Consider the following 25213-nt stretch of genomic DNA (forward strand, 5'->3'; position numbering starts at 1 on the left):
GCATCCTCTCCCCGAAGACGGCCTGAATCCACCGGAGCCGGCCTCATGACCCCGGACGACGCCCCCGTGAGGCCGACCCGGGTCAGTGGAACTGGCCGGGCACGTAGTCGCCGGCCGGCTGGCGGGTGATGATGTTCAGCCGGTTCACCGTGTTCATGAAGGACACCAGGATCACCAGCGCGGTCAGTTGCTGCTCGTCGTAGTGCTTGGCCGCCCGCGCCCACACCTCGTCGCTGACTCCCGGCCCTGCGTCGGCGACCCGGGTGCCCTCCTCCGCCAGCTCCAGCGCGGCCCGCTCGGCCTCGGTGAAGACCGTGGCCTCCCGCCAGGCCGCGATCAGGTGCAGCCGCACCGGCGTCTCCCCGGCGGCCGCGGCCTCCTTGGTGTGCATGTCGAGGCAGACGGCGCAGCCGTTGATCTGGCTGACGCGCAGCGCCACCAGTTCCTGCGTCGCGGCCGGCAGCGGCAGGTCCTTGACGGCCTTGCCCGCCGACATGAAGTGAGACAGGACTTTGACGGCGGCGGGGTTGCCGAGGTAGTTCAGTCGCGCGTCCATGATGGGCTCCCTGAGTTGACGGTCACCCCCTAAGACGAGGCGGCCCGCACCCCTGTGACACACGGCGTGGATAAATCGATGGCCCGCTCCCCCTCGGCATGGATACCGTCGCGGCCATGTCCGCGCCCTTCTCCGCCGCCGATCTCGACGCGTTCGCCCGCGACGGGTTCGTGAAACTGCCCGCCATCGTCCCCCGCGAGGTCGCCGACGCCGCCCGGGGCATCCTGTGGAAGATGATCGGCCTGTCCCCCGACGACCCCGCCGGGTGGACCCAGACGGTCGTGTGGACCGCCGATCCCGGCGGGTTCGGGCCGTTCGGGCAGATGATGGGCTCGCCCCGCCTGGCCGCCGGTCTCGACCAGATCGCCGGGGCCGGCCGGTGGAACAAGCGCACGACGCTGGGCAACATCCCGGTGCGCTTCCCCAAGCTGCCCGACGCCGGGGACACCGGCTGGCACATCGACCTCAACGCGGGCGAGGAATGGTCGAAGATCGCCGTCCGGTCGCGGAGTCTGCTGCTGCTGACGCTGTTCTCCGAGGTCGGCCCCGACGACGCCCCCACGCGCATCCGCGTGGGCTCCCAGCGTGACGTCCTGGGCCTGCTGGGCGACGAGGAGGTCGACCTGATGGCTTATGGGGCGCGCCTCGCCGAGGTCAGCGCCGACCGGGAGGTCGCCTACGCGACGGGCGAGCCGGGCGACGTCTACATCTGCCACCCGCTGCTCGTGCACGCCGCCCAGACCCACCAGGGCACCCGGCCGAGGTTCATGTCCCAGCTCCCGGTCGTCCTGGACCCGCGCCTGGACCCGGCGGAGGACACTCCACTCGGCGCCGCACTGCGCTGAGGTCCTTTCTCTTCTTCCGTTACGGCTGCGCCTGCCCCGGCGCCGCCCGCCGCCCCGCGGCCGCGCCGTATCCGGCGCCAACCGGCCGCGCCACCTCGCCCCGCGACGACGGCGGGATGTTGTGCGTGACGCCGAAGGTGTTGTCAGGGTCGTAGCGGCGCTTGACGGCGCTCAGCCGCCGGTGGTCGGCGGCCGTGTAGGCCTGTGCGGTCCGGGTCGGGTCGTGCAGGAAGTTCAGGAACGCCCCACCGCTGGTGTGCGCGCGCAGGGCATCGGCCAGGACCGCGGAGCCGGCGTCGGCGATCACCGACAGGCGGGTGGTGCGGTGGCCGGCCGGGCCGGCGTCGGGGCTGGGGCGGCCCATGGCGCCGCCCCAGTGCCGGATCTCCACAGCCGGCCCGTCGTCCGGCCCGGCGACGCCGGTGATCGCCGCGATCGCCGAGTCCGGCAGTTCCCTCAGGAGTTCGACCTGGCCGGGGGCGATGCCGCCCATCGAGGCCCCGGCGTAGGGCAGGGTGTGGAAGTCCTCGGTGAGCGCCGGGCCCGCGGCTCGCCACAGCGGCCGCAGCAGCCGCCGGCCCTGGTCGGCGCTCCCCGCGTACAGCACTTTGAGCTGCACGACGCGGCGGCCGCGCACGGGTGGCGGCACCTGTGGATCCTCAGGCATCGAGGTCAGTGACAGTGCGGTGCTGAGCTCGTCGGGCAGGCCGGTGATCCAGTCCCGGTAGAAGGCCAGCATCTCGTCGGCGCGTTCGACCGGGAAACAGGCGGCGCCGGTGAAGACCCGGGCGACGGGGTGCAGCCGGAACTCCAGCGAGGTGACCACGCCGAAGTTGCCGCCTCCGCCGCGCAGCGCCCAGTACAGATCGGGATGGCTGCCGGGATCGGCGGTCACCAGCCGCCCGTCGGCCGTGACGACCTGGGCGCGCAGCACGCTGTCGGCGGCGAAGCCGTAGGCGCGGGAGAGCCAGCCCAGGCCGCCGCCGAGGGTGTACCCGGTCACGCCGACGCCGGCGTGTGAGCCCGACACGGGGGCCAGCCCGAACGGTTCGGCGGCCGTGATGACCTGGCCCCATCGGGCGCCGGGGCCGACGCGGGCGACGCGCCGGCGCGGATCGAGGAGTACTCCGCCCATATGGGAGGTCCTCAGCAGCAGGCCGCCGTCGCAGGGCGCGTGGGTGCCGTGCCCGGTCGCCTGCACGGCCAGGGTCAGGCCGGCGTCCCGGGCGGCCACGACCGCCGCCCGGACGTCTTGGGCGCTGGTCGCCTCGGCCACCAGGGCGGGTCGCTGGTCGATGGGGGTGAACAGCGGGCGCCGGTGTTCTTCGTATCCGGCGTCGCCGGGAAGGTGCACAGCGCCGGCGAAGCCGGGCAGCAGACGGCGTGCGGGGGTCATGATGACCGCTCCCTTGGGGTGTTCGCCGGTGACCTAGGCGGAGGGGTCGGGGCGGTAGGTGAGGACCGTGACGCCGGAGGTGAACGTGGTGGTGTCGGCGAGGTTCAGGCCGGTGACGCTTTCGGGGCGGAACAGCGGCTCGCCCCGGCCCTTGAGGACGGGGTAGATCCAGATCTTGTACTCGTCCAGCAGGCCGGTCGTGGCCAGGTGGTCGGTGAGGCGGCCGTTGCCCCAGATGAGGATGTCGTCGCCGTCCTGCTCCTTGAGCTTGGTGATCTCAGCGGTGAGGTCGTCGCCCGGGATGACGACCGTGGGGTTCCACGCGGTGGTGTCGACCGGCTGGGAGGCCACCACGTACTTGGTCATGGCGTTGACGTGATCGGAGTAGGGATTGCCGCCCATGTGCGGCCACGCCTGCGCCATGCCCTCATACGTGACCCGGCCCAGCAGTAACGCGTCACAGCCGGTGGTCAACGCGAAGGCGTAGGCCATGGCGTCCTCGCTGTTGTAACTCATCGACCACTCGTGCGGGTTGTCGATGAAACCATCGACCGTCGTGTACGTCGAAGCGATGATCTTACGCATGGTCTGCCTCTTGGGGTCAGGGGGTGGGATCGACTAAGACATACGATATAGTCACGATCAATGATCGTCAATGATCGTGATTAAAAATTCGGAGAGGACGTCCATGGGCATCACCGGCAAAGGCCCAGACCTGGGCATGCTCACAGGTCAGCTCATGCGGGCCATCCAGGAGGAGCTGTTCCGCGCCCTGGCCGAGCAGGGGCACCCCGACGTGAGCCCGCGGCACGGAACGGTCCTGGCCTTCCTCGAACCCGGCGGCACCCGCGCGACCGATCTGTCGGCCCGGTCCGGCCAGCACAAGCAGATCGTCGGCACGATCACCGACGAGCTCGTCCGCCTCGGCTACGTCACCCGACAGCCCGACCCCGCCGACCGTCGCGCCAAGCTCATCGTCCCCACCGACCGCGCCCTGGACGAGGTCGCCAAGGCCCGCGCCATCCTCGCCGCGATCGAAGACCGCTACGAACAGGCCCTCGGCCCCGACCGCTACACCGCCTTCAAGGACACCCTCCAGCAGATCACCCGCCACCAGCGTGACTGGAACCAGGCCCGGCGGGCGGAGCCGTGACGGCGACACCTCAGCCAGGCGTCCCCAGGTCGCGTAGGAAGACCGCCACGCGGTGTTTGCCACCGTGTTCGGCCCAGCCGAGCGGGGTCGCGTCGAAGCGGGTGTCCCTGACCGCCGGGTCGGCGCCCAGATCGATCAGCGCGGTGACCGTCTCCACGTCGTCGTTCCAGGCCGCGTCGTGGAGCGGGGTGGAACCGTGCAGGTGGTCGACGTCGAAGCCCAGGCCGGCGAGGAGACGCACCGCCGCGGTCTTGCCCTGTCCGGCCGCGCGGTTGATCAGCTCCGGATGGTGGGCGAGAGCGCGCGCCAGCGGGGCCGGGCCGAGGTCGGCGACCGCTTCGGCGTCGGCGCGCATGCAGGCGGCGGTGAAGGCGTCCAGGTCCTTCAGGTTCGCCGAGGCGCCGGCGGCGGCCAGCAGGTCGGCGACCTCGATGTGTCCGTTGAGCAGGGCCAGCTCGTAGGGGGTGCGGCCGCCGTAGGCCGGGTGCGCGCCCAGGCCGTCGACCTCCGCGCCGTGCGCCAGGAGCAGCCGGGTCCGGCGCGGGCCGCCCCGCAGGGCGGCGGTGGCCAGTTCATCGCGCAGCAGCTGCCGGGTTGACTGCAGCGTCGGGCCCAGCCGGGCCCGCCAGGGCCCGCGCCGGTCGCGGCCCAGGCCGAACTCCAGCAGCAGCTCCAGGTGGGCGGTGTCGTCGGCGAACCCGCCGCCGAGCCCGAGGTTGTAGAGGGTCTGGCTGTCGTTGGGGTCGGCCCCGGCCTCCAGGAGCAGCCGGGCCAGCGCCGCGCCCTGCGGGTGGGGCGGCTGGTCGCCCTCGCCGCCGCCGAACGCGCCGGTGAGCGCGGTGAACGGGGAGGTCAGGCCCGCCCACAGGAATCCGGCGTCGGGATCGGCGCCGTGCCGGAGCAGGACACGGGCCGCCTCCAGATGGCGGCCGGGAGCAGCCAGGCGGGCGTAGGTGAGGTAGAGCAGCGGTTCCCAGGCGAAGGGGCCGCCCTGGGTCCGGGCGAGCCCAGGGTTGGCGGCCAGGGCATCGGCCAGGGCTTCGGCGGAGCCGGTGGCCGCCATCGTGAAGACGTTCGCGGTGGACAGGTGCGGGTGCCGGGTCAGCAGCAGGTCGGCCTCGCCGGTGCGGCCCGGGTAGTCGGCGCCGTAGGTGAGGCAGGCCAGCCGCAGGAACTCCTCCGGGAGCTCCTCGCTCGCCTCGACCTGGTGCGGGGAGCGGGAGTAGCGGGCCACGGTCTCGATGTGGGTCTTCAGCCGGGGCCAGCTCGCGAAGCCGTACATGCGGGCGGTGACGAGCTGCGCGTCCGACAGCTGCGGCGCCCGCGGCGGCCGGGGATGGAACTCGGCGACCAGGCCGAGCGCCTCGGGGTCGCCCGCTTTCGCGTGCTGAAGCAGGGTCTTGGCCTGCTTGCGGAGCCGCTCGAGGCTGGGGTTGTCGGGCAGATGGTGAAGGGGCACCGGGACCTCGTTTCCGTCTGGCCTGGGTGTCCGCAATGATCAGGCCGGAAAAGAGGCTGGGCCGGGTCGTTCAAGGAGCATCAGGTGGGCTCGGCCCTTCCCGCGGATCGGCGGCGCCCTGAGCGCCCCACCCAGCTTACGCCGTCGTGAGCCGTGTGGCTTCGGGGGTGAGCCCGGTCCAGCGGCGGAAGGCCCGGTAGAAGGAGTTGGTGTCGTCGTAGGCGAGCAGATAGGCGACCTGGGACGTGGTGAAGGACGGGTCGGCCAGGTAGCGGCGGGCGAGTCTTTCCCTGGTGTCGCCGAGGACGGCCTGGTAACTGGTGCCCTCGGCCTCGCGGATGGGCGTGCCGACATCAAGCTCCAGTTCGGGCTCTGACTTTCGCCATCGCCTCGAGGCGAAGCCCGGGGAAGGCGATCAGGGCCGTCAGCCGGGAGGCGCCGACGAGTTCGCGGACGACCTGGAGCCGTTAGGAAACGGCCACGTTCAGCTCGTGCGGGTCGTGGGCGCTGAACACCCGTACATCCGCAGGCAGGTCGCGCAGCTTGGCCACGTTCTCCAGGCGCAGGCGGTGGTCGGTGGCGATCAGGCGCTGGGTGAGGGACAGCGCGCGGGGGCAGTGGGGGCGGGGGGCGACCTCGCCGTGGAACCAGTAGGCGTCGCCCGCGTGCAGCAGCCAGCCGTCGCCCGTGTCGACCGCCACCCCCGAATGGCCGCGCGAATGCCCCGCCAAGGGAATCAGCGCCAGGTCGGGCAGGTCGTGCAGGGGGCGGATGGCCGACAGGCCGAACAGGGTGTCGCCGCCCCGGTCGTCGTAGGTCATCCAGTCGACGCCGTGCTCCCACTGCCGGGCCCGGTAGCGGCCCTTGTCGGCCGAGGTGGCGGGGCGGGTCGCGGCGGCGTGTTCGGCCGCGTGCAGGTGGACGCGGGCCCAGGGGAAGTCGCGCAGGCCGCCGGCGTGGTCGACGTCGAGATGGGTCACCACGATGTCGCGGACGTCGCGCGGGTCCAGGCCCAGCGCGATCACCTGGTTGAACGCCGCCTCCGAGTCGGCCAGCACCGGACGGATCATCGGCCGGTAGAAACCCGGCAGCGCCCCGAAGCTCGCCTCTCCGATGCCGAAGCCGGTGTCGACCAGGCACAGGCCCCGGTCGGTCTCCAGGAGCAGGCAGTGGCAGACGATGGCGAAACCGCCCGGGGGGCGCATCGTGCCGCAGTTGAGGTGGTGAACCTTCACCGACCCATAGTGGCGGCTAAGGGTAGCGTTGGGGCCATGTTTGCGCGTAAGCCCCTGGAAGAGCGGATCGCCGACCGGGTCGCCAAGCGGCCTCCGCTGAAGGAGGGCAAGCACTTCGAGCACCGGCCCGCCTTCATCGTCTTCTGCGTCGTGGTCAGCGTCATCGTGATCAAGTTCGCCGGGGCGCTGCTGATCATGAAGCTGGGAGTCCGTTAGGCCTCCAGGGCGCTGCCCTTCTTCCACTTGGCGAACGACATCTGCCAGAAGCCCCAGCCGTTGTTCCACTCCAGCTCGCGGTCGGTGCCGACGATGTCGACGACGTCGCCGCGCTGGAAGTTGTCGTAGAACCACTTGGCCTGCGTCGGGCCGGCGTTGATGCAGCCGTGGCTGACGTTGGCGCGGCCCTGCGAGCCGACCGACCAGGGGGCGGAGTGGACGTACTCGCCCGAGTTGGAGATCCGCACCGCGTGGTTGACGATCTCCTTGTAGTAGCCGGGATCGCCCTCCTTCTTGCCGGGCGAGATCATGATCTCGGGGTTGTGCCGGGACATCGTCAGGTGCACGCCGCTGGTGGTGGTGTATTCGCGGGTGTCGCCCTTGCCGGCGCTGATCGGCATCTTCAGCTTGATCTTGCCGTCGACGCGGACGACCATCTGGTGGGTGCGGGTGTTGACCTTGCTGATCTGCGAGGCGCCGATCTTGATCGACTGGGTGTAGGACTTGGTGCCCCACATGTCGCCCGCGCCGCGCACTCCGGCCAGGTCGGCGCTGAAGGTGACCTTCTGGTGGGCCGGCCAGTATTTGGCGGTCCGGTACATGACCACCCGGTCGGAGATCCACCGCCACGCGCCGACGGCCTTCTTCTGCGAGTCCACGACCAGGGCGGCCTCGACGGCGGCCTTGTTGGTGACGTCGTTGTTGAAGGTGACCGTGATCGGCATGCCGACGCCGACGGTCTCGCCCTTGATGCCGGGCGTGATGTCGATGACGGCCAGTTCCCGCTTCGGCTTCAACGTGGTGAACTGGCTCGTCAGCGCGGCCGGGCCGCCCGCGCCGGTCGCCTTGGCCGAGACCGTGTAGGTGGTGGAGGGCTTCAGCGGCTTGCTGGAGGTCCACTTGGTGCGGGTGGCGTCGAACTCGCCCTCGACCTCCGCGCCCTTGGACTGGACGGTCACCTCGTCGAGCGCGCCACCGGCGGCGGCCACCACGACGCGCTTGTCGGGGCGGACGTTCAGGGCGCTGTCGGCGGGTGACACCTTCAGCGCGGGCGCGGCCACGGCCGGTTTGTCGCCGCCGCCTGGCGTGGTTCCGCCCCCGGGCGTCGTCGGCGTGGTGCCCCCCGAGCACGCCGTCAGCACCGCCGTCATCACGACGGCGGTCGTGATCACCGGCAGTTTCCAGCGACTGGTCTTGCTGTTCACAACAACTACTCCCCCACAGTGGCAAAGCGCATACAAAACCCTATTAGGGCTTACCTGGCTTGTGAGCCACTTTCACCTGACTTGACTCACAATTCGGTAGCGATGCGACAAGCAGGTCGTGACCTGGGAGTAAGCCCCGGGTCAGAGCAGCCGGTGAGTGAGCCCGGTGTGACGACGTCCGGCGCCCTTCACGCGGACCGCCTGGCCGAGCGCCCGGCGCGAACCCACCACGACGACCAGGCGCTTGGCCCGGGTGATCGCCGTGTAGAGCAGGTTCCGCTGCAGCATCATCCATGCGGAAGTCGCCAACGGAATAACCACCGCCGGATATTCCGACCCTTGTGACCTATGGATGGACACGGCGTAGGCGTGGGCGAGTTCGTCCAGCTCATCGAAGCTGTAGTCGACGCTCTCGTCCTCGTCGGTCAGGACGGTCAGCTTGCTGTCGTCGGGCAGGATCGCGGTCACCACGCCGACGGTGCCGTTGAAGATCCCGGCGGCGCCCTTGTCGTAGTTGTTGCGCAACTGGGTGACCTTGTCGCCGACGCGGAAGACCCGCCCGCCGTACCGGCGTTCGGGCATCCCCTCTCTGTACGGCGTGAGCGCCTCCTGCAGCGCCCCGTTGAGCGCGCCCGCGCCGGCCGCGCCCCGGTGCATGGGGGCCAGGACCTGGACGTCGCGGCGCGGGTTGAGGCCGAACTTGCCCGGGATGCGCTTGGCCACGACGTCGACGGTCAGGGCGGCGATCTCGGCGGGGTCCTCGGCGGGGAACAGGAAGAAGTCGGGGAATTCGCGGATCAGCGGCAGCTGGCCGGCGTTGACGCGGTGGGCGTTGACGACCACGCCCGACTGCTGGGCCTGGCGGAAGATCTGCGTCAGCCGCACCCGCGGCACGTCGGGGGCGGCCAAAAGGTCCCGCAGCACCTCCCCGGCGCCGACGGAGGGGAGCTGGTCGACGTCGCCGACGAACAGCAGGTGCGCGCCCGGCGCGACCGCCTTGGCGAGCTTGTTGGCCAGCAGCAGGTCGAGCATCGAGGCCTCGTCGACGACGACCAGGTCGGCGTCCAGCGGGTTGTCGCGGTCGAAGGTGGGGTCGCCGCCGGGGCGCAGCTGCAGCAGGCGGTGGACGGTGGTGGCCTCGTGGCCGGTCAGCTCCGACAGGCGTTTGGCGGCGCGGCCGGTCGGGGCGGCCAGGATGACCTTGGCGCGTTTGGCGCGGGCCAGGGTGACGATCGAGCGGACGGTGAAGCTCTTGCCGCAGCCGGGGCCGCCGGTCAGCACCGCGACCTTCTCGGTCAGCGCCAGCCGTACCGCCTGATCCTGCTCGCGCGCCAGGTCGGCGCCGGTCTGGGTCTTCAGCCACGTCAGCGCGGTCGGCCAGTCGACGTCGGCGAAGGCCTTCAGCCGGTCGCGGGAGGCGTGCAGCAGGCCCAGGACCGTCGAGGCCAGGGAGCGTTCGGCGCGGTGGAAGGGCACCAGGTAGATCGCCGGGACGGTCCCCTCGGTCACGGGGATCTCCTCGCGGACGACGCCCTCCTCGACGACCAGCTCCTCCAGGCACCGGGCGACCAGCTCGGCTTCCAGGCCGAGGATCTTGACGGCGTCGGCGACCAGGTTCGGCGCCGGGAGGTAGACGTGGCCGTCGTCGGCCGCCTGGGACAGGGTGTAGCGCAGGCCCGCCTTGACGCGCTCGGGGCTGTCGGCGGCGATGCCGACCGCCTGCGCGATGGTGTCGGCGGTCTTGAAGCCGATCCCCCACACGTCGTCGGCCAGCCGGTAGGGCTCGGCGCGCACGACGTCGATGGAGGTGTCGCCGTACTGCTTGAAGATGCGGACCGCGATGGACGTCGAGACGCCCACCCCCTGCAGGAAGATCATCACCTCTTTGATGATCTTCTGCTCCTCCCACGCGGCCGCGATCAGCTTGGTCCGCTTGGGTCCCAGCCCCGGCACCTCGACCAGGCGCTTGGGCTCCTCCTCGATGATCCGCAGGGTGTCGACGCCGAAGTGGACGGTGATGCGCTCGGCCATCTTCGGGCCGATGCCCTTGATCAGGCCGGAGCCCAGGTAGCGCTGGATGCCCGCGATCGTCGCCGGGAGCACGGTGGTGTACGACCAGACCTCGAACTGCTTGCCGTAACGAGGGTGGGCGGTCCAGCGGCCGGTCAGCCGCAGCGACTCGCCCGGCTGCGCGCCCAGCAGCGGCCCCACCACCGTGAGCAGGTCGGCGCCCGATCGCTCGGTGGCCACGCGCGCGATGGTGTAGCCGGTCTCCTCGTTGGCATACGTGATTCGTTCAAGGACGGCCTCGATGACGGAGCCCGATTCCACGCGCCAGAGCGTAGACCATAGCCTGACTCCATGGTCTTGGAGAGTACGGCGCGTGCCCTCGCGCTACGGGTGGCCACTGAGCAGGCCGCCGCGCGCATCCCCGCTCTGGCAGTGGCTCTGACCCGGGGCGGCGAGCTGATCTGGTCCGGCTACCGGGGCCGCGTGGGTGATGCTCCCCCGACCGCCTCCACCCAGTTCAGGATCGGGTCGATCACCAAGAGCATGGTCGCCGTCATGATCATGCGGCTGCGTGACGAAGGGCTCCTGGACCTGCTCGACCCGCTGGAGAAACACCTGCCGGGCACCCCCGCCGGCGAGGTGACGATCGCGCAGCTGCTGTCGCACACGGCGGGGCTGACCGCCGAGCCGCCCGGCCCGTGGTGGGAGCGCACCCCCGGCGTGCCGATGGCCGACCTGGTGGCCCTGCTCGACCCGATGACCAACCGGCACCGGCCGGGGCGGCGCTTCCACTACTCCAACATCGGCTTCGGGTTCCTCGGCGAGGTGGTGGCGCGCGTGCGGGGGCGGGGGTGGGCTCAGGTCGTCCAGGAAGAGGTGCTGCACCCGCTGGGCATGCGCGACACGACCGAGCGGCCGCGCGCCCCGCACGCGACCGGATACGCCGTGCACCCGTGGGCCGACGTGCTGCTGCCCGAACCCGAGCACGACGCGGTCGCGCTGGCGCCCGCCGGGCAGTTCTGGTGCACCCCGGCCGACCTGGCCCGGTGGGCGATCTTCGTCGGCGGCGACGGCGCCGGGATCCTGCGCCCGGCCACGATGGCCGAGATGCGCGAACCGGCCACCGTCGAAGACGGCGCCGCCTGGACCTCCGGCTACGGGCTCGGTCTGCAGGTGCGCCGCCACAACGGCCGCCGCCTGGCGGGGCACACCGGATCGATGCCGGGGTTCCTGGCCACCGTCTACACCGACCCGGGCGACGGCGTCGGCGTGCTGTTCATGGCCAACACCACCAGCGGGGTGCGGGGCAACGCCCTGACCGGCGACCTGCTCGACATCCTCGACGAACACGAGCCGCCGCTGCCGGCCGAATGGCGGCCCGCGCCGATCGACGACGACCTGCTGGCCCTCACCGGCCCCTGGTACTGGGGGCCGGCCGCCTACGTCCTGCGCGCCCTGCCGGGCCGGGGCCTGGCGCTGACGCCGGTCGGCGAGACCGGGCGGGCCTCCCGCTTCGCCGCGCTCGCCGACGGGACCTGGCTGGGCCTCGACGGCTACTACGCCGGTGAGACGCTCCACGTGGTCCGCACCGGTGAGGGTGTTCACCTCGATCTCAACACGTTCGTCTTCACCCGCGAGCCCTATGGGCCGCCCGGTCCGGTGCCCGGTGGGGTCGACCCTGACGGATGGCGCTGACGTTACTCCCACGTTGAGTTGATTGTCCAAGTTTGACCGTTTTAGGGAGTTGTACTACCTTCTGGGGAACTCGAGGCGGTGTGACCTGCGTAACTGCAGGTCATCCGCTTAAAGGAAGACAACTAAGAGATCGCCGAATCCGCGCGCCCCGCGCGGAACCGGGGAACCAGCGAGGAACCCGGTGATCCCTCTCCCGATCACCAAGCACACACCGGGTCCCTCTGGGGTGAATCGGCCTGTTACCCCCCTCAGGGCAGGCCGTAGGGCGGCTTCCACGCCCGAATCCGTCAGCTAACCCGGTAGGCGCATGGAAGAAGGAGTCAACCCCACCCATGCGAGCCCCCAAACCTGGAATTCGCGCTGTCCTGCTCAGCGGCGTGATGGCCTCGACCATCGTCACCGGCGGCACCATCGCCCTGGTCGACCTGGCCCCCGCCACCGCACACGCCGAAGCCGCCGCCCCCGCGGGCGCGGCCCCCGAAGGAGTCGCCCCGGCCTACAGCCCCCTGCTGGAGGTCGCCAAGCGTCTGCCGAAGGTCAGCGCCCAGCAGGTGCTCCACCTCGCCGCCAGCCAGGTCGGCGTGAGCGAGAACATGTACGGCGGCGGAACAAAATTCCACGACTGGTACATGAACTCCGAGCGCGCCGGCGAGACCGTCGCCCGCGACGGAGGCAACCGCTTCGCCTACCGCAACGCCCCCTGGTGCGACATGTTCGTCAGCTGGGTCGGCGACCAGCTCGGCATCAGCCCCGTCATGGGCGAGGACGCCTACACCGTCCGCCACGCCGAATGGTTCCAGCAGAACAACCGCTGGGGCACCGCCGCCCAGCCCGGCGCCGTCGTGTTCTTCGACTGGAACGGCGGCAAGAACATCCACGACATCCAGCACGTCGGCTTCGTCGTCAAGGACAACGGAGACGGCACCATCGAAACCGTCGAAGGCAACACCGGAAACGGCCAGGTGGAGGTCCGCGAACGACAGACCGCGGACGTCGTCGGCTACGGATACCCCGTCTACACCGCCTAAACGCGCTTCAGCCAGTTCCGCCAGGCCTCGACGGCCTGGGCCTCAGAGATCTCCCCAGGAAAAGCGTGGTGACCCGCGACGACGGCGTCGCGGTAGCCGTGGACGAGCGTGAACAGCGACGTCGCGGTCACCACACACAGGAACCCCGACTCGGCGAACACGACCTGCGCGTCGTCGGGGTTCAATCCCGGGACGTTGACGCTGCCCTTCTCCAGTGGCTGCCCCAGGGAGAAGGCGTCGAGAAAGGCCGCCCACACCCTCGCGGCATCGGGGGTCGGGCGGCCGATCTCAAACAGCGCGTACTCGGCCACCCGGCCGGGGAAATACGTCAGATACGCGTGCAGTTTGCGCAGGTAGAGACCGTCGCCCACGGACAGGGCGTCGTACTGGTCCTCCCAGTCGCCGGTCAGCACCCCGCTGTGGACGAACCGCAGGACGGTGCTCCCGCCCTCGCGGCCCTCCAGCAGATATTCGAACGCCATGAACGACCCGTCGGCGGCCGTCTCCGTCGTGAAGGCCAGCCGTTCGCCCGGCTCCCAGCCGGTGACCTCGGAGCGGGTGGTGAACCCCGCGACCGTCTGACGGCCCGCACCGCCCACGCCCGGTTCGAAGTCGTTGGCGCCCATGAACCACGAGTCGACCCCCGGGCCCGTCGCGATCGCCTCCCACACCTCGTCGGGAGAAGCGGGCAGGACGATTCCCTCGCGGACCTCGAACTCGTGTGACATGAAAGTCAGCCTAACGAGACAGGTTCCGGTACGCCCTCACCGACAGCGGCGCGAAGATCGCCGTGATCACCAGCGGCCAGACCAGCGCCAGCTCCACCGCGTGCGCGGCCGCCCAGGTGTCGTTGGCCCAGCCGGGATTGCCGAACAGCTCCCGCGCCGCCGCCGCCGTCGACGACAGCGGGTTCCAGTCGGCGATCACGCCGAGCCAGCCCGGCATCGTCTCCGGCGAGGTGATCGCGCTGGACAGGAAGCCGATCGGCCACACCAGGATCTGGATGGCCATCACGGCCTCCGGGTTGTGGATCTTCAGGCCGAGCCAGATGCCCATCCACAGCAGCGAGAACCGCAGCCACAGCAGCAGCCCGACTGCCGCCAGCGCATTGCCGAACCCGTTGTCGGCGCTCCAGCCGATGGCCAGCCCGCAGATGATCAGCGCTGCCAGCGACAGCGCCGAGGTGAGCATGTCGGCCGCGGCCCGGCCGCTCACCACGGCTGAGGAGGCCATCGGCAGCGACCGGAACCGGTCGGTGACGCCCTTGGAGGCGTCGGTGCTGATGGCCGTGAAGGTGCCCTCCAGGCCGAAGACCATGGTCAGCGCGAACATGCCGGGCATCAGGAACTCCCGGTAGTCCCCGCCCGGGACCTCGATCCCGCCGCCCAGCAGGTAGGCGAACAGCAGCACGATCATGACGGAGAACAGCAGGCCCGCGACCAGCGTGCCGGGATTGCTGGTCCAGTGGGTGACCTCACGCCGGGTGACGGTCCAGCCGTCGGCGAAGGCCCAGGTCAGACGGTTCATGCATGACTCCTCGTCGGGTGCGGGGCGGAAGCGGCCGGTCGGCGCCGGGCGCGGTGCGGGCCGGGGGCGGCGGGCGGGGCCGGCCACGCGAAGCCGTAACGGAGAGAAAGAATCATGCTGCGGTCCTGGTGAGGTGCAGGAAGACCTCGTCGAGCGTGGGGCGGCGGATCGCCACGTCGTCGGCGGCGATGCCCGCCGCTTGAAGGTCCTGGACGACCCTCGTCAGCGTCCCCATGCGGTCGGGTGCGGGCGCGCTGACGCGCCGGGTGTCGGTGTCGGCCTCGGCGTCCGGGCCGAGCAGCGCCGCGGCGGCCGGCAGGTCGGCCGGGTCGTGCAGGACGATCTCCACCCGGTCGCCGCCGACGGTCTTCTTGAGCTCCTCGGGGGTGCCCTCGGCGACCTGGCGGCCCTCGTTGACGACGGTGATGCGGTGGGCGAGCTGGTCGGCCTCCTCGAGATACTGCGTGGTCAGCAGCACCGTCGTGCCCTGGGAGACCAGATCGCGGACGGCCGCCCACACCTCGGCCCGGCCGCGCGGGTCCAAGCCCGTGGTGGGCTCGTCGAGGAACAGCACCGGCGGCGACAGGATCAGCCCGGCCGCCAGGTCCAAGCGGCGGCGCATCCCGCCCGAATATGCCTTCACGACCTTCTTGCCGGTGTCGGCCAGGCCGAACCGGTCGAGGAGTTCCCGAGCCCGCTGAGCGGCGGCTTGGGGGCGCAGGTGGGACAGGCGGCCGAACATCTCCAGGTTGGCGCGGCCCGACAGTGCCTCGTCGAGGGCGGCGTGCTGGCCGACCAGGCCGATGCGGCGGCGGACCTCGCCGCCGTCGCGGACCACGTCGAACCCGGCCACCCGGGCGGTGCCGGCATCGGGGCGCAGCAGCGTGGTCAGCACCCGGACCGCCGTGGTCTTGCCCGCCCCGTTGGGGCCGAGCAGGCCGTGGACCGTCCCCGCGGGGACGGTCAGGTCGAACCCGTCGAGGGCGGCCCGTGCGCCGTAGCGCTTGACGAGCCCGTGCGCCTCTATCGTGTACGTCATGCCGTACAGCGTACCGTACGTTGTACGGATAAGTGACTGGATACGCTGAGCGGCATCATGACCACGGAATACATCGGACGAGGCGACCCGGCCCGCACGCTGGCGCTGCTGTGGCGCGACCCGTCCCGCGCCCGGGAACGAGCCCCACGCAAAGGCCGCACCGAACTGACCGCCGACCGCGTGATCGCCGCCGCGATCGAGGTCGCCGACGCCGAGGGCCTGGCCGCGCTGTCGATGCGCAAGGTCGCCGACCACCTCGGCGCCGGCACGATGTCGCTCTACACGCACGTCCCCGGCAAGGCCGAACTGATCGACGTCATGCTCGACACGGTCTACAAGGAGACGCTCACCACGGAGGAGACCCCACGGGGCTGGCGGGCCCGGGTCGAGCGGATCGCCCGCGACAACCTCGCCATGTACCGGCGCCACCCGTGGATCCTGCAGGTCGCCGTCAGCCGCCCCCCGCTCGGGCCCGGCACGCTGGGCAAATACGAGCACGAACTGTCGGCCCTGGACGGCATCGGCCTGACCGACCTGGAGATGGACAACGTCCTGACCCTCATCGCCGCCTACGTCCACGGCGCCGCCCGGGGCGTGGTCGAGGCCGAACGGGCCGCCGCCGAGACCGGGATGACCGACCAGGAATGGTGGCAGGCGCACGAGCCGTTCCTGACGGCCGTCGGCGACTTCTCCGCCTACCCCCTCGCCGGCCGGGTCGGCTCGGCCAGCGGCGAGGCCTACAACGCCCCGACCGACCCCACGGGCGCCTTCGAGTTCGGCCTGGGCCGCCTACTCGACGGGATCGCGGTCCTTATCGACGGCCGGTGAGGGCGGCACCCGCACGGCCAGCACCACGATGTCGTCGACGTTGCCCACGGCGCCCGCCACCTCGCTGGTCACCTCGTCGAGCAGGGCGGGCAACGGCTGCCCGGCCCGGCGGGACAGGGCGGCGATGAGCCGCTCGGTCGCGGTGTCCATGCCGGGGCCCGGCGTCTCGATCAGGCCGTCGGTGAACATCACCAGCAGCGTGCCCGGCGGCAGCAGACGGCGCGACTCGGTGCGCGGGCTCTGCAGGTCGGCCGGCAGCAGGGTCGGGAAGAACATGATGTCGTGGGCGGTGAGCTCCTCGGCCCGGCCGTCGGGATGGACCAGGATCGGCGGCGGATGCCCGGCGTTGGTCCAGGTCAGCTCCCAGCCGCGCGGGCCCGGGGTCAGATGGCCGTGCACCAGGCTGCCGGTGGCCTGCGGCAGCACGAACCGGCACGCGTGCTCCAGCGCCGCGACCGAGACGGCCGGCCCCTGCCCGCCGTGGTCGATGTCGGCCTGGCGCAGCATGCTGCGCAGCTGGCCCATCAGGGTCGCTGCCTCCATGTCGTGGCCGGTGATGTCGCCCACCGTGATGGCCAGCGCCCGCCGCTTGGCGGGCTTCTTCCGGTCGGGGAGCTCCAGGAAGTAGGCGTCGTACCAGTCGCCGCCGACCAGGTCGGCCGTCATCGCCGGACGGTAGAGCGCCGCCACCTCCAGGCCGGGGGCGTGCGGCAGGTTGGTCAGCATCGCCCGCTGCAGCTGGTGGGCGACGGTCACCCGCTGCTCGAACAGCTGGGCGCGCTCCACCGCGCGGGCGGTGTAACCGGCCACCGCGACCAGGACGGCGCGCTCCTGGACGTCGATCGCGTGCGGCTGATCCCAGCCCAGCACCAGCACCCCGACCGGCCCGGCCACCCCCGGCAGCGGCACGCACACCGCCGAGACCAGCCCCAGTTCGGTGAACGCGGTCAGCGCCGCGTCGCCATAACCGTCGCGCAGCGCCGCGCCGTCGGCGACCTCGACCACCTGCTGCCGCTGGAACGCCTGGAAGGTCGGCCAGCCGGGCTCGACGTCGTATTGCCGCTCGACGGTCTCCACCGTGCGGGGGATCTCGTCGTCGATGACCCGGCGCAGCCGCTGGTCTTCGGCCAGCACCAGGCCGACGTAGACCGGCTTCAGATCGGTGACCACCAGATCGCGGACCCGGCGCCGGATGTCGACCAGGTTGGTGGTGTCGGCCAGCTCCTGGGCGGTGCGCAGCAGCAGCGCCGAGCGCGACAGCGCGGCCTCGGCCTTGGCGGAGGCCGCCCGCAGCTCCGAGGAGTAGGCCGTGGCCAGGTCGGCCAGGCGACGCCGCTCCACATCCCGGTCTCGTGCCACGTCACCTCCCGGTGCTTGTCCCGTCATCCTCCCTTACCCAAATGGGGCCTCAGGTTGCCACGCCCATGGCGTGGCCGATGGTCGAGGGCTGATTCACCATCGCGAGCATGGCAGCCGCCACGTCCGCGCGCGGGATCGTGTGCCCGCCGGGCAGGTTGCGGTCGGGCGCGGTGCGGTAGCGGCCGGTGCCGGGCTTGTCGGTCAGGCGGGGCGGGCGGACCGCCGTCCAGTCCAGGCCGCTGTCGCGCAGCACGTCCTCGGCGGCCGACAGGTCGGCGTACACCGAGGAGAGAGCCCTTTTGATGATCGGGGTCAGCACATAGCGCGTGAACGGGCCCTCGCCGGGGTCGCGCCGGGGGGCGTCGGGGTTGGCCGGAGTGGGGATGGAGGAGACGGGGGCGGCGCTGACCATGATGAACCGGCGGGCGTGGGCGGCGTGCATGGCCGCGACGATCACCCGGGTCGCCGCCGTCACGACCCCGCGGTCGTGCTTCGGGGAACGCGGGCCGATGCCCGACAGCACGCCGTCGGCGCCCTCACAGGCGAGGATCAGCTCCTTCTTGTCGGGGGCGATGCGCAGATCGGCCACCATGACGTGGTGCGGCTCGAGCGACAGCCGGGCGGCGTCCCTGACGACGACGGTGACCTCGTGGCCGGCCTCCATGGCCAGCCGCAGGCACTCGCCGCCGACTCCGCCGGTGGCGCCGAATATCGTGATCTTCACGGGTTCCTCCGAAACGCGAATAGTATGAGAGTCGTATTATATGGTTTCCATACCTTCTATCCACGATGCGCTGCGCGCGTTGACCGCCCAGGTGTCCCTGCTCAACCAGCAGGTCGGCGGGCGTCTGGACCTGCGCCCGGTCGACCGCGACTGCCTCTACCTGATCTCCCGGCACGGCCCGATGACCCCCTCGGCGCTGGCCAAACTGACCGGGCTGCACCCGGCGACGATGACCGGCGTGCTCGACCGGCTGGAGAAGAGTGGCTGGATCGCCCGCGAGCGCGATCCGCAGGACCGGCGCGCCGTGCTCATCCGCCCACTCGGCGACCGCGTCCCCGAGATCTCCTCCCTGTACGCCGGCATGACCCGCGCCATCGACGGCATCTGCGACGACTACTCCCCCGAGGAGCGCGCGCTCATCCTGGATTTCCTCACCAAGATCACTGATGCCGCGTCGACGGCGAAAGATTCCCTATAACTCCCCATCAAAGGGAGTGATACGGTGTCTTCGTGAACATCTTTGTTTCCCCCGACGCCGGGCGCGCTCTCCTGGGCCGCTACAGCGACCTGCTCGACACCTGGCCGGTCCCGGCCGAGCGGCTGACCGTGCCGACCACGCTCGGCGACACCTTCGTCCAGGCCTCCGGGCCGCCCAACGCGCCGCCGGTGATCCTGGTGCACGGCGCGATGGCCAACTCCCTGTCCTGGTTCGGCGACATCGCCGCCTGGTCACGGAACCACCGCGTCTACGCCGTCGACATCCCCGGCGAGGCCGGCCTGTCGGTCCAGGTCCGGCCGCCGATCACCGACTACCCGGGCTGGCTCGGCGAGGTGATGACCGGTCTCGGCCACGAGTCGGCCGCCGTCGTCGGGCTGTCGCTGGGCGGCTGGATCTCCACCGGGTTCGCCATCCGGAATCCCGGGCGGGTCGAGCGGCTCGCGCTGATCTGCCCGGCCGGGTTCGGGAAGGTCAGAAGCGGCATCCTGCTGCTGGCGCTGCTCCTGCTGGCGGCCGGGCAGCGCAAGCGGTCACAGAAGCTGATCCTCGGCGCCGACCTGAGCGGAACCGGGTGGTTCGGCGAGTTCCACGAGTGGATCAACCGCGACTTCAAGCCCCGCCGCGACAACCTGCCGATCTACCCCGACAGCGACCTGGCCCGGTTGAGCATGCCGATGCTGGTCATCGCGGGTGACAGGGACGCGCTCATCAACGGGCCGCAGACGGCGCGGCGGGTGCGGGCGATCATCCCCAAGGCCGACATGCGGCTGCTGCCCGGCGTCGGCCACCTGATCACCGGGCAGACCGCGACCATCGGAGCATTCCTGGACTCCTGACCGGGTCGGTGTGCGCGGCGGCCACGACCAGCAGTGGGGTGAACGGCCACGGGGTCCAGCGGGCCGGTGCCGCGCCCAAGGTCGCCGCGAGCGCGGCCAAGGCCAGGCCGCTGAGGGCCTCCCCGCCGTCGAGGGTGCCGGCGGCGGGCCATCGTCAAGGGCCATCGCTTGGCGGCGAGGAGATGTTGCTGTACCTCTGCCATGACGCTCTACCACTGGAAGGTGCCGTCAATGAGAGTGCCGAGCCTCCGGCGAGGCAGAAGATGCACAGCTCTCCTCTGCGCGTTACTCCTGGTTTCAGCCTGCGGCACGGAGTTCTCCCCATTACGGTGCGGGTCGATCCTGACGCTGTCCAGGCCATCCGCGAGGTCGGAAAAGTCCTGCGGGAAAACACAGACGAGGCTTATTGGGACGGCGTCACCAAGATCTATGTTGTCCTGCTGGTCGACATCGGACAACCAGGCCCTGAGGGAGCGGTCGCCGCGGCGAGCAGTCTGCTGCAGAGGCGTGGTTGGACGGCCTCCATCGACCGCCGCCCCGAAACCGTGTGGATGGAGTCGCCGAAGTGGCCGGACAACGGACTCATGGTCAGAGGGGCTGAATCGTTCGCGTCACGAAGCAGCCTCGATCCGAGCGCGCAGGAGCAGAAGAAGGCGATAGCAGATGCCATGGCGCAGACCGGATCCACCGGAATTGTCATCCTGGAGGCGGAGCGCATCGACTGGTAACCATCCTTTCGGACTGTCACTGTGCCATCTGCCCTGATCTTGGCGGCGGCGCCTCGATGTTCCCGCCCGCCACGGCGGCCAGTAAGGCGGCGTCGTCGTCTGGGCTCATACCTCCTCCATCGCGACCGGCGGGGTGGACGGTTCTGTCTTCAGGTCTGACAAATCAGGTGAAGTCCGGTCTCGCTTCCCGCTACGGTCTTGATCGTGACCAAGCTCAACCAGATCCTCGCCGTGGAGAAGGGCGTCAAGTCCGACGTCCAGCGCAAGGTGACGGACGCCTACCATCTGATCCAGAAGGCGCCGCTGCTGTCCGGCATCTCCCGTACCTACCAGCCGATCGACGACGAGGGCGAGACGCTGCCCCCGGAGTCGACCCGCGTGCAGGTGCAGGCCGAGCAGGTGCTGCGCGACGTCGCGGTCACCCTCACCCGGCTGTTCGACGTGACCGCCACCAAGGACGACGCCAACTGCTCCGCGCGGGCCGACGTCGTCGTCGACGGGAACACTCTGCTGCGCGACGTGCCGGTGACCTACCTGCTGTTCCTGGAGAAGCAGCTCACCGACCTGCACACCCTGATCGGCAAGCTGCCCACGCTCGACCCGTCGGAGACCTGGTCGCTGGACGGCAACACCGACACCTGGCGCACCGAACCGGTCAAGACCACCCGGACCAAGAAGGTGCCGCGCAACCACGTGCTGGCCGAGGCGACCGACAAGCACCCCGCCCAGGTGCAGGTCTTCACCGAGGACGTCGTGGTCGGCTACTGGACCCGGGTCGCCTTCTCCGGCTCGCTGCCGCAGCGCCGCGTCAACGAACTGCTCGGCCGCCTCACCAAGCTCCAGGAGGCGGTGAAGTTCGCCCGCGAGGAGGCCAACAGCACCGAGATCACCGACCGGAAGATCGGTGAGGCGGTGTTCGGCTACCTGCTGGGCTAGCCGGTCCCCCACAGACCCCCGCTCGAAAGAGTGGGGAGCGCGATGAGCGCAAGCTGAAACTGAAGCAATCAGACTGAACCACGGTGACAGCACAGGTTCGACCCCTGTCCCCCGCACCCACGCGGGGGTGGCCCAACAGGTAGAGGCAGCCGTTCAAACTCAGACTCTCGCTCCAGACTCAGCATTGCCGCCGGTCACCGGATCGACCGGCCACGGACGAAAGTCGTCAGGTTGCGGGTTCGAATCCCGCAGGGTGCTCTCCCTGCGCCCTTAGCTCAATGGCAGAGCAGGCGACATGATCATGATCTGTGGCCTTAAACGCCGCCGGTGACACGATATGGCGGCGCCACGGCCCCCAGGATTTAGGGCATTTCCTGGGGGCCACCGCCATTTTCAGGGCCGCTTTTTTCAGGGTTGCGATCTGGCACGCGGTCCGGGCCCTCGGGTTCAGGGCACTTCCTGTGAGCGGTCGCCATTGGTGATCGCCGCCATCTGCTGGGCGGTTTTGGCCCGCCAGACCGGGTCGACGTCAGGGCCCAGCCGGTCGTGACACGCGGTGAAATACTTGAGCGCCAGTTCGGGGTCGCCCTGGCGGCGGTGGATCTGGCCCAGGACGTAACTGGTCAGCGCCTCGCCCTGCACGTCGCCCGACCGGACGAACATCTCGGCGCACTCGGCCAGCATGCGCAGCGCCTGGTCGTCGTGGCCCAGCGCGGCGGTGGCCTCGCCCAGCCGTCGCAGCGTCATCCGTTCCCCTTTGGGCCAGCCGATGTCGCGGCTGATGGCCAGGCTCTCGCGGTAGCAGGCGATGGCCCGCTCGGGTCGGCCGGTGTCGTAGTGGGTGATGCCGAGCAGGCGCAGGATCCAGGCCCGGCGCAGCGGGTGGTTGTCACCGGCGGCCCTCAACGCGGTCCGGCAGGTGGTGACGCCCTCGTCGTAGCGGGCCAGGTAGACCTCGGCGGCGGCGAGGACCGTCCAGGCGGCCAGGCGGGATTCCAGGTCTCCGGCCAGGAGGGACACGGCTTTTCCCGCTTCTGTACGGGCGGATTCGAGATCCCCCCGCTGGAACAGGCAGGTGGCCAGGCCGGTCAGCGCGCGACCCGATTTCACTCGGTCGGTTCCGTCGAAGTGGTCCAGCAGGACGCGGAACTCCTTCTCGGCGTCGGCGGTGCGGCGGCGGTCGACCTCGGCCTCGGCGCGTTGCAGCCGGGCGGCCATGTCGTCGGGCCGGGCCTCGATCACGGCGTCCAGGGCACGGCGGGCGTCGTCGTGGAGGCCGTACACGACCAGGAACGGCGCGCTCGCGGCGGCCAGATCGGCGGCCTCGGTCGCCAGGCCCCGCTCGGCGGCGGTCGTGACGGCGGCGGTGAGGATCTCCCGCTCGGCCAGGATCCACGCCCGGTCCCCGTCGATGATGCGCTTGGCCGCCGCCGTCACCAGCCGCCGCACCGCCGACTGCGGGTAGGCCGCCACCTCCGCCGCGTAGCGCAGCAGCAGGCTGTGCATGCGGTAGCGGATCTGACCGGCGGCGTCCCATTCGCCGGCGGTCACCAGGCCGGCGGCGGTCAGTTCCTCCAGGGCGAAGTCGACGCCGCGTTCCGGCTCGCCCAGCAGCGCCGCGACCGACCAGGCGGCCAGACCGTCCACCCCGAGATGGCCGAACGCGCGGAAGGCCCGCCGCGCCTCCTCCGACAGGGCCGCGTAACTCATCGAGAACGGGCTGCGGATGGACAGCCGCCCCCAGCGCAGCTCGTCCAGATGCGCCTCGGTCAGCCGCCGCGCCAGCTCCGCCGGAGGCCAGGCCGGACGCGTCGCCAGCCGCGCCCCCGCGATACGCAACGCCAGGGGTAGTCGCCCGCAGGCCCGCACGATCGTCTCGGCCGCCGCCGCGTCGGCCGCCACCCGCGCGCGCCCGGCGACCTGGGCGAGCAGGGCGTGCGCGTCGGCCGAAGGCAGCACGTCCAGCGGCACCGCGGTCGCGCCCGCCAGCAGCGGCAGCGGGCCGCGCGAGGTCACCACGACCGCCGACCGTGCGGTGCCCGGTAGCAGCGACTGCACCTGCGCCTCGGTGCCCGCGTCGTCGAGCACCACCAGCACCGCCCGGTCGGCCAGCCGGGCCCGATACAGCGCGGCCCGCTCGCCGACGGTCGGCGGGAGCGCGGCCCCGTCCACCCCGAGAGCCCGCAGCAGCTCGGCCAGCAGCGCCGCCGGTTCGCGCGGCGCGGCCGACGCGCCGTCGAGACGGGCGAACAACTGGCCGTCGGGAAACCGCGCCCGCATTTCGTGGGAGACGTGGACGGCCAGCGTGCTCTTGCCGACGCCCGGCGGCCCCGACACGACCACGATCGGTGGCGCGCCGCCCGTCGTGCGGAGCGCCTCGGTGACGAGGCGGGCCTCCCAGCGGCGGCCGACGAACCCGGAGATGTCCGGCGGCAGCAGGCACGGCCCGTTGCGCCGAGGCGTTTCGGCGGGAGAGCTGTCCAGCAGCGCGGCGTGCATTCGGCGCAGGTCCGGGCCGGGTTCGACGCCGAGTTCGTCGACCAGCGCGGCGCGGGCGCGGCGGTAGGTCTCCAGTGCCTCGGCGCGGCGGCCGGCGGCGTCGAGGGCCCGCATCAGCTGCAGCCAGAGGCGTTCGCTCAGCGGGGCGGCCTCCACCAGCGTCTTGAGCTCGCCGACCAGGTCGTGGTGCTGACCGGCGCGTAATCGCAGGTCGATCCAGTCGAGACGGGCGGCGCTCGCCTGCTCCTCCAGCGCGCTGACCTTCGGCACGACGGCCGCGCCCAGCGCCACGTCTTCGGCCGGACGCCCCCGCCACAGACCGAAGGCCTGCCCGAACAGCCTGATCGCCTCGGCCGGGTCGTCGTCGGCGCTCTGACGGGCGCGCCGGACGGCGTCGGTGAAGGCCAGCAGGTCGAGGTGGGCGGCGTCCAGCGGCAGACGGTAGCCACGCTCGTGCGTCTCGACCTCGATGTCCTCCTTGCGGAGCAGCGAGACGTAGCTCTGCAGGTTGGCCATCGCCGACGGCGGCGGTTCGTCCCAGACACACCTCATCAGGCGGTCCTTGGACACGATCGCGCCCGGATGCAGCAACAGCGCGCCCAGCAGCGCCCTCGCTTTGGGTGGCAGCCGGATCGGCCGCCCCGACTTCAGGGCACGGACCGGCCCCAGGATCTCGAAGTTCAACACACGCCCCCGTGTGGAAAGCCCCTGTATGCGTAACTATAGAGATCCTGTGGTTTTGTCCGGAATGCTACTTTCGGATGAGGCTCCACCGGGTGCCCGAGCGAGACTCCCGCAGTAGGCCGAGGCAATGCGGGACCTGCGCATCGCGGCCCACTTGGCCGGTCGGCCGGACGATGCGCCCGAGCGGCTGGAGGAGGTCGTCGCTGCTGTGCCGGGAGGCCGGGAACTCGCCGGTCGCTGACGGTCCACGGACACGTCCGGCGGCTATCTGTTCAGACGGCCGCGCAGCGCCTCCGCCAGGTCGCCCGCGGCGGCGATCTGGTCAGGGGTCAGCGCGTCGACGAAGAGGTCGCGGATGGCGCGCAGGTGCGGGACGGTGGCGCGGCCGAAGGCGGAGGCGCCCTCCTCCGTGAGGAGGATCTCCGCGCCCCGATTGTCGTTCGTGCAGTTCTCGCGCCGGATCAGCCCGCGCTTGTCCATCCGCCCCAGATGGTGGGACAGGCGGCTGCGCTCCCAGCCGATGACGGCGGCGAGCTCGGAGGAGCGCAGTCTGCGGCCCTCGGCCTCGGTCAGCGCGAGCAGAACGGCGTAGTCGCCCGTCGACAGGGCCGAGTCGTGCTGCAGCCGCGCGGCGAGTTCGGCCCGCAGGGCGTCGGTGGTCTCGATGAAGTCGCGCCAGATGCGCAGTTCCTCCCGCGTCGGCAGCTGGGTCATCGCTGGTCCCCTCCCGGGAATATAATTGACATGTCAATCATT

General features: G+C 70.9%; 25 protein-coding genes, 1 tRNA gene and 1 riboswitch. Of the genes, 11 read left to right on the forward strand and 15 right to left on the reverse strand.

The window, feature by feature from the left end:
- Positions 1-82: 82 nt before the first annotated feature.
- Positions 83-556, reverse strand: a complete 474-nt coding sequence (locus tag AW272_RS27570) for a carboxymuconolactone decarboxylase family protein (RefSeq protein ID WP_066371023.1) — start codon at positions 554-556, stop codon at positions 83-85.
- A gap of 116 nt (positions 557-672) precedes the next feature.
- Between AW272_RS27570 and AW272_RS27575 the strand changes: the two genes are divergently transcribed.
- Complete coding sequence (locus AW272_RS27575; protein WP_066371176.1) at positions 673-1401, forward strand: phytanoyl-CoA dioxygenase family protein; 729 nt, start codon at positions 673-675, stop codon at positions 1399-1401.
- Positions 1402-1420: 19 nt separating this feature from the next.
- Here the strand turns inward: AW272_RS27575 and AW272_RS27580 are convergent, their stop codons facing one another.
- Positions 1421-2797 (reverse strand): FAD-binding oxidoreductase, encoded by a 1377-nt coding sequence (locus AW272_RS27580; protein ID WP_066371028.1) that lies wholly within the window; start codon positions 2795-2797, stop codon positions 1421-1423.
- A 33-nt stretch (positions 2798-2830) separates the two neighbouring features.
- Positions 2831-3382: a dihydrofolate reductase family protein gene (locus AW272_RS27585; protein ID WP_066371029.1), complete on the reverse strand. Its 552-nt coding sequence runs from the start codon at positions 3380-3382 to the stop codon at positions 2831-2833.
- A 103-nt stretch (positions 3383-3485) separates the two neighbouring features.
- Between AW272_RS27585 and AW272_RS27590 the strand changes: the two genes are divergently transcribed.
- Positions 3486-3950 carry a MarR family winged helix-turn-helix transcriptional regulator gene (locus AW272_RS27590; protein WP_066371035.1) on the forward strand — a complete coding sequence of 155 codons (465 nt, stop codon included), beginning with the start codon at positions 3486-3488 and terminating at the stop codon, positions 3948-3950.
- 10 nt (positions 3951-3960) lie between these two features.
- Here AW272_RS27590 and AW272_RS27595 read toward each other — a convergent pair whose 3' ends face one another.
- The 3 genes from AW272_RS27595 to AW272_RS27600 all read right to left on the reverse strand — a co-directional run bounded on the left by AW272_RS27595 (position 3961) and on the right by AW272_RS27600 (position 6644).
- Positions 3961-5409 carry an ankyrin repeat domain-containing protein gene (locus tag AW272_RS27595; RefSeq protein WP_066371036.1) on the reverse strand — a complete coding sequence of 483 codons (1449 nt, stop codon included), beginning with the start codon at positions 5407-5409 and terminating at the stop codon, positions 3961-3963.
- Between the two features lie 136 nt (positions 5410-5545).
- Positions 5546-5773, reverse strand: coding sequence for a helix-turn-helix domain-containing protein (locus AW272_RS46115; RefSeq protein WP_083958738.1), 228 nt, complete (start codon positions 5771-5773; stop codon positions 5546-5548).
- Between the two features lie 103 nt (positions 5774-5876).
- Entirely contained in the window at positions 5877-6644 is a 768-nt protein-coding gene (locus AW272_RS27600) for an MBL fold metallo-hydrolase (protein ID WP_066371038.1), read from the reverse strand.
- Between the two features lie 36 nt (positions 6645-6680).
- On the opposite strand from AW272_RS27600, the gene AW272_RS27605 reads away from it, so the two are divergent.
- Positions 6681-6860 (forward strand): hypothetical protein, encoded by a 180-nt coding sequence (locus tag AW272_RS27605; RefSeq protein ID WP_066371040.1) that lies wholly within the window; start codon positions 6681-6683, stop codon positions 6858-6860.
- Here the strand turns inward: AW272_RS27605 and AW272_RS27610 are convergent.
- Both AW272_RS27610 and recD2 read right to left on the reverse strand, forming a co-directional pair.
- Positions 6857-8065, reverse strand: a complete 1209-nt coding sequence (locus AW272_RS27610) for a L,D-transpeptidase (protein WP_245657745.1) — start codon at positions 8063-8065, stop codon at positions 6857-6859. The two genes, AW272_RS27605 and AW272_RS27610, sit on opposite strands and share 4 nt — an antisense overlap.
- Before the next feature lie 141 nt (positions 8066-8206).
- On the reverse strand, positions 8207-10396 hold the full coding sequence (gene recD2, locus AW272_RS27615; RefSeq protein WP_066371042.1) for an SF1B family DNA helicase RecD2: 2190 nt from the start codon (positions 10394-10396) through the stop codon (positions 8207-8209).
- A gap of 30 nt (positions 10397-10426) precedes the next feature.
- Here recD2 and AW272_RS27620 point away from each other — a divergent pair, with 30 nt between their 5' ends.
- Together AW272_RS27620 and AW272_RS27625 are read left to right on the forward strand one after the other, a co-directional pair.
- The gene (locus AW272_RS27620; RefSeq protein WP_066371044.1) at positions 10427-11770 is read left to right on the forward strand and encodes a serine hydrolase domain-containing protein; all 1344 of its coding nucleotides are present in this window, start codon (positions 10427-10429) and stop codon (positions 11768-11770) included.
- Between the two features lie 121 nt (positions 11771-11891).
- Positions 11892-12091: riboswitch (cyclic di-AMP (ydaO/yuaA leader) on the forward strand.
- Between the two features lie 11 nt (positions 12092-12102).
- Positions 12103-12798 (forward strand): CHAP domain-containing protein, encoded by a 696-nt coding sequence (locus AW272_RS27625; RefSeq protein WP_066371050.1) that lies wholly within the window; start codon positions 12103-12105, stop codon positions 12796-12798.
- Here AW272_RS27625 and AW272_RS27630 read toward each other — a convergent pair.
- The 3 genes from AW272_RS27630 to AW272_RS27640 form a co-directional block, all read right to left on the reverse strand.
- Positions 12795-13526: an SRPBCC family protein gene (locus AW272_RS27630; RefSeq protein ID WP_066371051.1), complete on the reverse strand. Its 732-nt coding sequence runs from the start codon at positions 13524-13526 to the stop codon at positions 12795-12797. The two genes, AW272_RS27625 and AW272_RS27630, sit on opposite strands and share 4 nt — an antisense overlap.
- A gap of 10 nt (positions 13527-13536) precedes the next feature.
- Positions 13537-14325: an ABC transporter permease gene (locus AW272_RS27635; RefSeq protein WP_157518820.1), complete on the reverse strand. Its 789-nt coding sequence runs from the start codon at positions 14323-14325 to the stop codon at positions 13537-13539.
- 112 nt (positions 14326-14437) lie between these two features.
- The gene (locus AW272_RS27640; RefSeq protein ID WP_066371055.1) at positions 14438-15364 is read right to left on the reverse strand and encodes an ATP-binding cassette domain-containing protein; all 927 of its coding nucleotides are present in this window, start codon (positions 15362-15364) and stop codon (positions 14438-14440) included.
- 57 nt (positions 15365-15421) lie between these two features.
- On the opposite strand from AW272_RS27640, the gene AW272_RS27645 reads away from it, so the two are divergent.
- The gene (locus tag AW272_RS27645) at positions 15422-16192 is read left to right on the forward strand and encodes a TetR/AcrR family transcriptional regulator (protein WP_066371056.1); all 771 of its coding nucleotides are present in this window, start codon (positions 15422-15424) and stop codon (positions 16190-16192) included.
- Here AW272_RS27645 and AW272_RS27650 read toward each other — a convergent pair.
- On the reverse strand, positions 16154-17551 hold the full coding sequence (locus AW272_RS27650; RefSeq protein ID WP_169807644.1) for a PP2C family protein-serine/threonine phosphatase: 1398 nt from the start codon (positions 17549-17551) through the stop codon (positions 16154-16156). The genes AW272_RS27645 and AW272_RS27650 overlap by 39 nt on opposite strands.
- 49 nt (positions 17552-17600) lie before the next feature.
- Entirely contained in the window at positions 17601-18275 is a 675-nt protein-coding gene (locus AW272_RS27655; protein WP_066371061.1) for an NAD(P)-dependent oxidoreductase, read from the reverse strand.
- A 79-nt stretch (positions 18276-18354) separates the two neighbouring features.
- Between AW272_RS27655 and AW272_RS27660 the strand changes: the two genes are divergently transcribed.
- The 5 genes from AW272_RS27660 to AW272_RS42540 all read left to right on the forward strand — a co-directional run bounded on the left by AW272_RS27660 (position 18355) and on the right by AW272_RS42540 (position 21532).
- Positions 18355-18753, forward strand: a complete 399-nt coding sequence (locus AW272_RS27660; protein WP_218011095.1) for a MarR family transcriptional regulator — start codon at positions 18355-18357, stop codon at positions 18751-18753.
- Positions 18754-18785: 32 nt separating this feature from the next.
- Positions 18786-19610, forward strand: a complete 825-nt coding sequence (locus AW272_RS27665; RefSeq protein ID WP_066371064.1) for an alpha/beta fold hydrolase — start codon at positions 18786-18788, stop codon at positions 19608-19610.
- Between the two features lie 182 nt (positions 19611-19792).
- Positions 19793-20338, forward strand: a complete 546-nt coding sequence (locus AW272_RS27670; protein ID WP_157518821.1) for a hypothetical protein — start codon at positions 19793-19795, stop codon at positions 20336-20338.
- 204 nt (positions 20339-20542) lie between these two features.
- Positions 20543-21274, forward strand: a complete 732-nt coding sequence (locus tag AW272_RS27675; protein ID WP_066371180.1) for a DUF7873 family protein — start codon at positions 20543-20545, stop codon at positions 21272-21274.
- A gap of 181 nt (positions 21275-21455) precedes the next feature.
- A tRNA-OTHER gene (locus AW272_RS42540) sits at positions 21456-21532 on the forward strand.
- 189 nt (positions 21533-21721) lie between these two features.
- Here the strand turns inward: AW272_RS42540 and AW272_RS27680 are convergent.
- Complete coding sequence (locus AW272_RS27680) at positions 21722-24457, reverse strand: AfsR/SARP family transcriptional regulator (RefSeq protein ID WP_066371181.1); 2736 nt, start codon at positions 24455-24457, stop codon at positions 21722-21724.
- Between the two features lie 264 nt (positions 24458-24721).
- Positions 24722-25171, reverse strand: a complete 450-nt coding sequence (locus AW272_RS27685) for a MarR family winged helix-turn-helix transcriptional regulator (protein ID WP_066371069.1) — start codon at positions 25169-25171, stop codon at positions 24722-24724.
- Positions 25172-25213: the final 42 nt, after the last annotated feature.

The sequence above is a fragment of the Herbidospora mongoliensis genome (genome assembly GCF_001570545.1).
Classification (GTDB): Bacteria; Actinomycetota; Actinomycetes; order Streptosporangiales; family Streptosporangiaceae; genus Herbidospora; species Herbidospora mongoliensis.